Raw genomic sequence first — 9,870 nt, 5'->3', positions numbered from 1 at the left:
GGTCCCACCTGACCCCATGCCGAACTCAGAAGTGAAACGCCGTAGCGCCGATGGTAGTGTGGGGTCTCCCCATGTGAGAGTAGGGAACTGCCAGGCATCAATTAAGAAGAACCCCGTACCGTAAGGTGCGGGGTTTTTTGCTTTGTGCGCCGGAAAATACCGGGTGGCGGCTTCGCCTTATCCGGCCTACAGGTTTTGCAGGCCCGGTAAGCGCAGCGCCACCGGGAAATGCTAACCGCACGATCTTACCGGGAAGAGATACAGGGGTATAAATAATGTAAGGTTTTGATAAACGCAGAAAAGCAAAAACCCAGCCATAGGCTGGGTTCTTTAAATAGTGGTGCCCGGACTCGGAATCGAACCAAGGACACGGGGATTTTCAATCCCCTGCTCTACCGACTGAGCTATCCGGGCAACGGAGCGCATTAAACCGCAATCGCGCCTTATCGTCAACATTATTTCAGGAAAAGCTGTTCAACTGCTTAAGTTTGCGGCAATCTGTACGTTTTCACCGTGAAAATGCACAAATCTTCCAGACAATACCGGGCCGTGCGGCAATGCTGATGACAACAGGAGGGCAGTATGGCAAACGACTGGCTTGAGCTCCGTCAGCATGCGGATACCGGCATTGAAACGATTAAAGCGCACTTCGAAGGCCATGCCTTCGATCCCCACTGGCACGATAGTTATCTGGTCGGGATTACCCTTTCAGGCACCCAGCAGTTCCACTGTCGTCGCGAACGCCACCGCAGCCATCCTGGTGATGCGTTCTTACTGGAGCCGGGTGAAATTCACGATGGCGACGCGCCTGTGGAAGGAGGCTTTACCTATCTCACCTTCTATCTTGACGAGCAGTGGCTGACGCGTACCCTCCGGGGATTATATGAGGCCACGCCGGATCGCTACTCGCTTCACTTTGCTCAAACGCTAACGCGAGAACCTCAGCTGGTCCGTTCTATCGGCGAGACATTTAACGCGTTGCATAGCGATGAGATGAAAATTGTTCAGCAGAGTACAATGGATAAGCTGCTCTCTCAGATCACCTCCCATTGCCACTGGCGTAAGAAACTCCCGTCGCAGCTACAGAGCGCTGCCGTGGCGCACCGCGCACGCGACTATCTTTATGCGCATATCGGCGAGAACGTGGGGTTGTCAGACCTTGCGCGCGAGACGGGCACGGATCGCTTTACGCTGACGCGCTGCTTTAAGCGCGAGTTCAACCTGGCACCGCACGCCTGGCTTATTCAGCTGCGTCTGGCAAAGGCGCGACAGCTGCTGGCGCACGGCGAACAGCCTGTTAATGTGGCTACAGCGCTCGGTTTTGCCGACCAAAGCCATCTGGGACGCTGGTTCCAGCGTGCATACCGCATTTCCCCTGCCCACTACCGCCGGTTGTGCACAAACCTTCCAGACGTTTCCAGAAAATAGCGGCACAGTAATGGCTCTAATAAAAAAGGAGCCATCTGTGAGTCTGATGCCTTATCTGCTGTTTGCCTTTGTCGCGTCGATAACGCCCGGCCCGACGAATATCCTCGTTCTCACTAACAGCCAGCACTTTGGTGTGAAAAATACCATTCCCGCCATTTTGGGGGGATGTATTACGGCGAGTCTGATTGTGCTGATATCGGGTGCCGGCGCCGGGGAGGTGCTGCGTCAGTTTCCTCTGATACGCCAGGCAATGAGTTGGGCGGGCGTGCTGTGGCTAACCTGGATGAGCTGGCAACTGTATCGGGCGCCTGCGGCGAATCTTTCTGAGAAGACGCCTCATCGCTTCACCGCGCAAGCCGCAGCGCTGCTGCAGATGGTGAATCCGAAAACGTGGATGATGGCGCTGGCAGTAGTGAGTCTTTTTGCTCCCGCGAGCATTCATCCGTTAAGAGATATTGCGCTGATGGCGCTATGGTTCTTACTGATTTCTGTGATGTGCCTGATGTGCTGGGCGTGGCTGGGGAAGGCGGTAAACCGGGTGTTTCGCACCACCGTAGCGATGGTGCGGTTTCAGCGCCTGATGGCGCTATGTCTGCTCGTCTCCGCCTGGGCGGGCATGCTGGTCTAGGTTAACGCCCCGCCCATACGACACTGGGCAAAGCGCAGAATGTCTTCCGCCAGGCGGTGCGCCGTATCCACATCGGCCTGGCTACGGTTCACCAGCATGCGGCTCAGGCAACCCTCCAGTACGAGCTCCATCTGCTTAGCGACCATTGCCGGGTCATCCACTTCAAGCGTTGTCAGCAGTTCGTGGGTGAAGTCATGCGCCGCACGTTTTTGCTGATCCGCCAGCTGGTGTATTGGATGGCCAGGATCGGGATAAAACGTACAGGCAGCAATAAACAGGCAGCCTGGATAACGATTGTTGCTGACGCACTCTGTCAGGGCGGTGTAGCGCGCTAACAGTTTTTGCTCGGCGGTCAGCTCTTCATTCAACATTAGCTGCCTGCGCCAGATATCCACCTGCTGGCTAAGATAGCGTAGGGCATCATAAAGCAGCGCCTCTTTATCCGGCCAGAAGCGCTTAAGCTCATCCAGAGGGTAATCGATACGGTCGGCTACCATCTCAAGCGTGGTGCTGGCGATCCCTTGAATCTCAAGTAGTTGCAGGGCTTGTCCCAGTACGTCTTCGCGTTGCACGGTTATCTCCTCCGCTATTCCCAACGGTATGTCCCGTCTAAAGTGTTGTTTACGGTTGGCGATTGCGCAAATGCGCGCTGAATGCCGGTGCGTCCATAAACCCGGTTACACGCTGTTCTGGCAGCTCTTCCCCCTGCTCATTGAAGAACAGAATGGTTGGCAGCCCAAGTACGGTAAGGTGTTTAAGCAGGGCCTTATCCTGCGCATTGTTGGCTGTGACGTTTGCCTGAAGGAGTACCGTCTCTTTCAGGGCATTTTGCACCTGAGGATCGCTAAAGGTGTATTTTTCAAACTCTTTGCAGGCAACACACCAGTCGGCATAGAGGTCGAGCATCACCGGTTTGCCTTTTGCCTGCGCCAGCGCGCTGTTGAGCTCATCGACGTTCTTAACGTGTATAAAGTTTAAATGTGCCTGCGTCTGGCCCACAGGCGAGCCGAACGCCCAATCCTGAAGCGGGCGCACGCTCACCAACGCGGCGGCGAGCAGGAGAATTTGCACCAGACGCATCCACGCTTTTTTTGCCCCCAGGCTGACGATAAACGCCCAGGAGAAGAACGCCACGCCGAGCATGGCCCACAGGCGCAAACCCCACGCGTCACCCATGATGCGCTCCAGCAGGAACACCGGGAGCGCCAGGATGACAAAACCGAACGCGGTTTTCACCGTCTCCATCCACGGGCCGCTCTTCGGCAGCAGGCGGTTGCCAAACACCGTCACCAGGATCAGCGGCAGGCCCATCCCCAGCGCGTAAAGATACAGCGTACCCCCGCCGAGCCACATATTACCGCTCTGGGCGATGTACAGCAGGATAGCGCTCAGCGGTGCTGTAGTGCAGGGGGAACAAATCAACCCGGCGATGGCGCCCATTGCGAACACGCCGCCCGCAGAGCCACCCTGCTGGCGATTGCTCATCAGCGTTAAGCGGGTTTGCAGCGAAGAGGGCAGCTGAAGCGTGAACAGGCCAAACATCGACAGCGCAAGCAGAATAAATACGGCTGACAGGCCGATTAGCACGTAAGGGTGCTGAAGCGCTGCCTGGAACTGCAGTCCGGCCGCGGCGACCACGAGGCCGAGCGCGGTATAGGTGAGCGCCATGCCCTGCACATAAATAAAGGCCAGGAGCAGCGCCCGGGCGGTAGAAAGACGCTGTTTGCCGCCCAGAACAATCCCGGAGATAAGCGGGTACATCGGCAGGACACAAGGGGTAAAGGCAATGCCGATACCAATCAGTAAGGCCCAAAGTGCTGAGAACGGCAGAGCAGAAGCAGCTTCGCCTTCATCCCTCACCCTGTCCCTCTCGCCTGAGGGGAGAGGGGAGGCAGCCGCTTTAACTTCAGTAAGCGGAACGACCTTCGTTTCAGGGGGGTAGCAGAAGCCCGCGTCGGCACAGCCCTGATACGTAACCGTCAGCGTGGCATCTTTATCCGCCTGATTCACCGTAACGGGCACGCTTAAGCGCTGGCGATAAATTTCACTTTTACCGTAGAACTCGTCCTCATGCCATTCGCCAGCGGGCATCTGCAATGCGCCAACGTTAGCCTTTGCCGGCGTGATGCTGACCTGCTTGCGGTAGAGGTAGTAACCCTCTTTCACCTGCCAGGTCAGATTGAGATCGTGCTGGTTTTGCTGAAAGTCGAAAATGAACGCCTGGTCGGCGGGAATAAAGTTCGAACGGCCGGGCGCGTCAAACAACCCGGCAAATACTGACGTGCTGCACAGCAGCAGGATCAGCGTAAAGAAGCGTTGAGCCATGAGAGATAGTCGTTATCGCCGTGGACCACTGGCAGCACCAGCAGTTCCGGGGTTTGATAAGGATGATGAGACTTGAGGCAGTCAAGGAGCGCCTGCTGATTCGCCAGATTGGTTTTGAGCAACATCTGGACTTCATACTCCTGCTCCAGCTTGCCTTCCCAGTAATAGAGGGAGGTCGCGCCGGGGAGCAGCGTGACGCAGGCTGCCAGTTTTTCGGCCAGCGCTTTGGCGGCGAGATCCTGGGCAGAGGCTTCATCAGGGGCGGTACAAAGTACGACAACAGCATCAGGCGTGTTCACAAGTCGACCTCCTCATCACGAAAGTCTTCACTATATCACGCCATGCGATTGGTCATTAATGAAACGGGCCGCAGAGCGGCCCGATTTTAACTATTTTTACAACGGCTAACCGTTTACAGCACAATGCCACCGATGATAAAGCCGAGGACGACGCAAAGCGTAATCGCCACCACGCCCGGGATCAGGAACGCGTGGTTAAACACGTACTTACCGATGCGGGTTGAGCCGGTATCGTCCATCTCAACCGCGGCCAGCAGGGTTGGGTAGGTTGGCAGAACGAACAGCGCAGAAACCGCCGCAAAAGACGCAATCGCCGTCAGCGGCGTCACGCCCAACATCAGTGCCGCAGGCATCAGCGCTTTGGTGGTGGCAGCCTGAGAGTAAAGCAGCGTCGCCGCAAAGAACAGTACCACCGCCAGCAGCCATGGGTAGTTGTGCAGCAGGTCGCCGGCAACGGTCTGGATGTCGCTGATGTGTGCTTTCACGAAGGTGTCACCGAGCCACGCCACGCCCAGTACGCACACGCAGGCGCTCATACCGGATTTGAAGGTGCTGGCGTTCAGCACTTCGCTGGTGTCGATTTTACAGGTGATGCTAATCAGCGTGGCGATGGTCAGCATGAATACCACAATCGCTTCGTTACGCGGCAGCACCGGGTTCTGGATCAGCCCCACGGTGTCGCTGATGGCGGTCGCGTAGAACATCACGGCGACGATACCGATCAGGAACAGCAGCACGGAGCGTTTCGCGTGCGGCTTCAGCTCGAAGACCTGGCTACCGCGCAGGCTCACTTCACCTTTTGCCAGACGCTCCTGGTAAACCGGATCGTCTTTCAGCTCGGCACCCAGGAAGTTACACAGCACGGCGGTAATCATCACCGCAATCAGCGTGACCGGAATACAGATCGCCAGCAGCGTCAGGTAGCTCACGCCCATCGGCTCAAGGATACCCGCGAAGAAGACTACGGCGGCTGAGATTGGCGACGCGGTGATCGCAATCTGCGACGCCACCACGGCAATAGAAAGTGGACGAGACGGGCGAATCCCCTGTTCTTTTGCCACCTCGGTGATCACCGGCAGCGTGGAGAACGCCGTGTGGCCGGTTCCCGCGAGAATGGTCATAAACCAGGTCACCAGCGGGGCAAGGAAGGTGATGTATTTCGGATGGCGGCGCAGCATGCGCTCCGCCAGGCTCACCAGGTAGTCCATACCGCCCGCCACCTGCATGGCCGCAATAGCGGCAATAACCGCCATGATGATTTCGATAACGTCAAAAGGGATTGCGCCGGGTTTAATCTGAAAGATAAGGGTAAGTACGAGCACCCCGAGACCGCCGGCAAAACCAATGCCGATACCCCCGAGCCGCGCGCCCAAATAAATCGCCAACAGGACGATGACGAGTTCTGCTCCAAACATAAAGACCTGCCTTGCTTATTAACAAGTTGATATTGAATTGTTGTATTTAGGTAACGCCTAAAAAGAAAAAAGGCACGTCACAAGTGACGTGCCTTTCGGAAGCCTAGCCTGAACTGTTACTGTTCGCTTTCATCGGTATATCGTTTCGCTTTATATGCCGGATGCATCAGGTTCTGGGCCGAGAAGATATCGTCCAGCTCGGCTTCGGTCAACAGTCCACGCTCCAGCACGACTTCACGCACGCTCTTACCGGTTTCGGCGCAAATCTTACCAACGATGTCACCGTTGTGGTGGCCGATGAACGGGTTGAGGTAAGTAACGATCCCGATGGAGTTATAAACATAGCCTTCACAGACTTCTTTATTCGCGGTGATGCCGTTAATGCATTTTTCCAGCAGGTTGTAGCAGGCGTTAGTCAGGATGTGAATGGATTCAAACATCGCCTGGCCAATCACCGGCTCCATCACGTTCAGCTGCAGCTGACCGGCTTCGGAAGCCATGGTCACAGTGGTGTCGTTACCGATGACTTTGAAGCAAACCTGGTTCACCACTTCCGGCACTACCGGGTTAACTTTGGCTGGCATAATGGAAGAACCCGCCTGCAACTCTGGCAGGTTGATTTCGTTCAGGCCAGCGCGCGGGCCGGAGGAGAGCAGGCGCAGGTCATTACAGATTTTGGACAGTTTCACCGCCAGACGTTTCAGGGCGCTGTGTACCATTACGTACGCACCGCAGTCGGATGTGGCTTCAATCAGGTCTTCCGCAGGCACCACCGGCAGGTTAGACACTTCCGCCAGCTTCTGAACCGCCAGCTGCTGATAGCCATCCGGGGTGTTCAGACGCGTACCGATGGCGGTGGCGCCCAGGTTCACTTCCAGCAGCAGCTCGGAGGTGCGCAGCAGGTTTTTGGTCTCTTCGTTAAGCAGCACGTTAAACGCGTGGAATTCCTGACCGAGGGTCATTGGCACCGCGTCCTGCAGCTGGGTACGGCCCATTTTCAGAATGTCCTGGAACTCAACGGCCTTACGCTGGAAGCCATCGCCCAGTTGGTTGATCGCGTCGACCAGTTTGACCACGGAGGCATACACCGCGATGCGGAAGCCGGTTGGGTAGGCGTCGTTGGTGGACTGGCATTTGTTAACGTGGTCGTTCGGGTTGAGGTACTGGTATTCACCTTTCTGGTGGCCCATCAGCTCAAGGCCGATGTTTGCCAGTACTTCGTTGGTATTCATGTTGACGGAGGTACCCGCGCCGCCCTGATAGACGTCAACCGGGAACTGGTCCATGCATTTGCCGTTGTTCAGCACTTCATCGCAGGCAGCGATAATCGCATTTGCCGCGCTTTTAGGAATGGTTTGCAGCTCTTTGTTCGCCAGCGCTGCGGCTTTCTTCACCATCACCATGCCACGGACAAACTCAGGGATATCGCTGATTTTGCTGTTGCTGATGTAGAAGTTTTCAATCGCTCTCAGAGTGTGAACACCATAGTAGGCATCCGCTGGAACTTCCCTGGTACCCAACAAGTCTTCTTCGATACGAATGTTGTTTAACATGTGAACCTTCTTTTCAAGCTGCCGATGGATTGTACTAAACACACAACATATATGTGGTTTTGAATATTTTCTGACCGACGATTATTCCCTCAATCGGCCAGATGTTCGAGATCATATGCTGATGATAGCGAATTGCCGTAAGCTGGATCACTTATTATCGACCCGATTCCATGATAATTATTAATCTGTGAAATGTGTCACCGCTTTAATATTTCCAAAAAAAATATCCGTGCAAACCGATTGAATTTTGGCTAACCGTCTCCATCTCTTACAGACGCGTGACGCGAACACATTCAGACAGGGGCCAGATGGCACCTGCCACACAGGAGATGCCAGTGCGCTGGATACCGTTTATTGCTTTCTTTCTCTATGTTTACATTGAGATTTCTATTTTCATTCAGGTAGCTCACGTGCTGGGCGTCCTGCTGACGCTGATTCTGGTGATCTTCACCTCCGTCATCGGCATGTCGCTGGTGCGTAATCAGGGTTTCAAAAATTTCCTGATAATGCAGCAGAAGATGGCCGCAGGCGAAAGCCCGGCAGAAGAGATGATCAAAAGCGTGTCGCTGATTATTGCTGGCCTGCTGCTGATCCTGCCGGGGTTCTTCACCGACTTCCTCGGCCTGCTGTTGCTGTTGCCGCCGGTGCAGAAGCACCTGACCATGAAGCTGCTGCCGCACCTGCGCTTCAGCCGCATGCCGGGCGGCGGGTTCAGCACAGGGCCAGGCGATACCTTCGAAGGGGAGTATCAGCGCAAGGATGAACAGCGCGACCGTTTAGACCACAAAGACGATCGATAATTTTTTTGCCCGGTGGCTTCGCTTACCGGGCCTACGGATTTTTCCGCTTCGGTAAAAACGCCCACAGCCCCGCCAGCATGACGATGGCGTACGCACTCTTCCATCCCACCATCGCCAATAACAGCAGGCACAGCACGCCCCCGACGACCGCCAGTGCTTTATAGCGACCTTTCAGCAGACGACAGCCCGCCAGCATGCACAGCAGGTAGATCATGATGAAAATACCGTTGGCGTAGATAATTAGAGCATCGAGGTTGATGTCGAGAAGATAAATACCCAGCGAGCTCAGGACGCAGCAGCCCAGCACGGCATTCAGCGCATTCATCGGGAGTTGACGTTTAGACAGCCGCGCGAGGCGGCTCTCAGGTTTGTAGCCCGCCTGTGACCACACCAGACGGGCGAAGCTCTGGATATAAATGTTGAGGCTGGCAAAGCAGGCGAGATAGCCAATCACACAGGCCACCCATAGCGCCTTCACGCCGAAAAGTTTAACCACGATACCCGGTAGCGATGCGGCGGCGGCTTTATCTTCGCCGAACGCGTTGAAGTGCAGCACCAGCACGGTACAGGCCCAATATACGGTGCCCGCCAGCAGTAAACCAATCATCAGAGCGCGGGGAAAATCACGCTCGGGCTGTTTAAACTCGGATGCCAGGTGAGCGAACGCTTCAAGTCCAACAAAACACCAGAACATGACGGATAACGCAGCGAAAAGCTGTGAATGGTCGATATCGTTTATCGCAGGGAAGGGGATATCCGCTACGGTAATGTTACCCGCAAACCAGATGGCGACGATCAGCACGACGATCAACGCTGCAACCAGCGTTTGCAGATTCGCGCTTGAACTGGCTCCGCGCGAGCCCACCCACCAGACGATCGCCAGCGTACCCAGCTCAGCCAGCAGCAATTGTTCGTCGTGCCAGCCAAACAGCGCCTGTCCAAAGCCGGTGGCGATATGCAGGGCTGCCGGAAGGCCAACGGGTATTACCGACAAAAACAGCCAGCCGGTCACACGCTCCATGCGCGGACCAAACGCCATGCCGACAAAATGCGCTACGCCGCCCGCGCTGGGGAAGTGCCGCCCGAGTATGGCAAACACAATCGCCACCGGGAACACCAGCAGGATCAGCACCGGCCATGCCCAAAGACTGTTATTTCCGGCGACCAGCGCCGCCAGTGCCGGTACGGCAAACACGCCGGTACCTAACAAGGAGGTTGAAAGCAGGCCAACGCCCTGCGCCAGCCCCAGCTCCTGCCTGAGTCCACTCATTTACCTTGCCCTGCCACCATCAAAAGAGAGTGGATGGTAACACTTTCGCAAATTTTTTTTCGATTCCCCCTTGAAGGGGTAAAAAGCTATCCCCATCTCTCAGGGCACTAGTCGGAAAACCGCATGCGGGCCGGCGTCATCCATAACTGATA

The 9,870-nt window shown here is 55.7% G+C and carries 9 protein-coding genes, 1 tRNA gene and 1 rRNA gene; 4 read left to right on the top strand and 7 right to left on the bottom strand.

The window, feature by feature from the left end; all coding sequences use genetic code 11:
• A 5S ribosomal RNA gene (gene rrf / locus ACMWL8_RS23195) occupies positions 1–96 on the top strand; the annotation flags it as partial.
• 242 nt (positions 97–338) lie between these two features.
• Here rrf and ACMWL8_RS23190 read toward each other — a convergent pair.
• A tRNA-Phe gene (locus ACMWL8_RS23190) sits at positions 339–414 on the bottom strand.
• A 168-nt stretch (positions 415–582) separates the two neighbouring features.
• Between ACMWL8_RS23190 and ACMWL8_RS23185 the strand changes: the two genes are divergently transcribed.
• Both ACMWL8_RS23185 and ACMWL8_RS23180 read left to right on the top strand, forming a co-directional pair.
• A complete protein-coding gene (locus ACMWL8_RS23185) occupies positions 583–1,428 on the top strand; it encodes an AraC family transcriptional regulator (protein ID WP_041911503.1) in 846 nt (281 codons plus the stop codon).
• Between the two features lie 37 nt (positions 1,429–1,465).
• Complete coding sequence (locus ACMWL8_RS23180; protein WP_045261289.1) at positions 1,466–2,056, top strand: LysE family translocator; 591 nt, start codon at positions 1,466–1,468, stop codon at positions 2,054–2,056.
• Here ACMWL8_RS23180 and ACMWL8_RS23175 read toward each other — a convergent pair.
• The 5 genes from ACMWL8_RS23175 to aspA form a co-directional block, all read right to left on the bottom strand.
• Positions 2,053–2,628 carry a transcriptional regulator gene (locus ACMWL8_RS23175; RefSeq protein WP_028015225.1) on the bottom strand — a complete coding sequence of 192 codons (576 nt, stop codon included), beginning with the start codon at positions 2,626–2,628 and terminating at the stop codon, positions 2,053–2,055. The two genes, ACMWL8_RS23180 and ACMWL8_RS23175, sit on opposite strands and share 4 nt — an antisense overlap.
• Positions 2,629–2,677: 49 nt before the next feature.
• Positions 2,678–4,381: a protein-disulfide reductase DsbD gene (locus ACMWL8_RS23170; protein WP_045261288.1), complete on the bottom strand. Its 1,704-nt coding sequence runs from the start codon at positions 4,379–4,381 to the stop codon at positions 2,678–2,680.
• Positions 4,357–4,680, bottom strand: coding sequence for a divalent cation tolerance protein CutA (cutA, locus tag ACMWL8_RS23165; protein ID WP_028015227.1), 324 nt, complete (start codon positions 4,678–4,680; stop codon positions 4,357–4,359). The genes ACMWL8_RS23170 and cutA overlap by 25 nt, the downstream gene beginning before the upstream one ends.
• A gap of 113 nt (positions 4,681–4,793) precedes the next feature.
• Positions 4,794–6,095 carry an anaerobic C4-dicarboxylate transporter gene (locus tag ACMWL8_RS23160; protein ID WP_008502949.1) on the bottom strand — a complete coding sequence of 434 codons (1,302 nt, stop codon included), beginning with the start codon at positions 6,093–6,095 and terminating at the stop codon, positions 4,794–4,796.
• Positions 6,096–6,211: 116 nt separating this feature from the next.
• Positions 6,212–7,648 carry an aspartate ammonia-lyase gene (gene aspA / locus ACMWL8_RS23155; RefSeq protein ID WP_003855923.1) on the bottom strand — a complete coding sequence of 479 codons (1,437 nt, stop codon included), beginning with the start codon at positions 7,646–7,648 and terminating at the stop codon, positions 6,212–6,214.
• A 335-nt stretch (positions 7,649–7,983) separates the two neighbouring features.
• Here aspA and ACMWL8_RS23150 point away from each other — a divergent pair, with 335 nt between their 5' ends.
• Entirely contained in the window at positions 7,984–8,448 is a 465-nt protein-coding gene (locus ACMWL8_RS23150) for an FxsA family protein (protein WP_028015228.1), read from the top strand.
• 31 nt (positions 8,449–8,479) lie between these two features.
• Here ACMWL8_RS23150 and yjeH read toward each other — a convergent pair whose 3' ends face one another.
• The gene (gene yjeH, locus ACMWL8_RS23145) at positions 8,480–9,718 is read right to left on the bottom strand and encodes an L-methionine/branched-chain amino acid transporter (RefSeq protein WP_045261287.1); all 1,239 of its coding nucleotides are present in this window, start codon (positions 9,716–9,718) and stop codon (positions 8,480–8,482) included.
• Between the last annotated feature and the right edge of the window lie 152 nt (positions 9,719–9,870).

It is taken from the genome of Enterobacter sp. 04-C-12-SI-ECC, from assembly GCF_047530715.1.
GTDB classification, from domain to species: Bacteria; Pseudomonadota; Gammaproteobacteria; order Enterobacterales; family Enterobacteriaceae; genus Enterobacter; species Enterobacter bugandensis.
This window is presented reverse-complemented; position numbering and strand designations above follow the sequence as displayed.

Excerpts from the sequence above, each read along its gene's own strand:
- ACMWL8_RS23185 (WP_041911503.1), top strand. The coding sequence starts at position 583 with ATGGCAAACGACTGGCTTGAGCTCCGTCAGCATGCGGATACCGGCATT.
- ACMWL8_RS23170 (WP_045261288.1), bottom strand. The coding sequence starts at position 4,381 with ATGGCTCAACGCTTCTTTACGCTGATCCTGCTGCTGTGCAGCACGTCA.
- ACMWL8_RS23160 (WP_008502949.1), bottom strand. The coding sequence starts at position 6,095 with ATGTTTGGAGCAGAACTCGTCATCGTCCTGTTGGCGATTTATTTGGGC.
- aspA (WP_003855923.1), bottom strand. The coding sequence starts at position 7,648 with ATGTTAAACAACATTCGTATCGAAGAAGACTTGTTGGGTACCAGGGAA.
- yjeH (WP_045261287.1), bottom strand. The coding sequence starts at position 9,718 with ATGAGTGGACTCAGGCAGGAGCTGGGGCTGGCGCAGGGCGTTGGCCTG.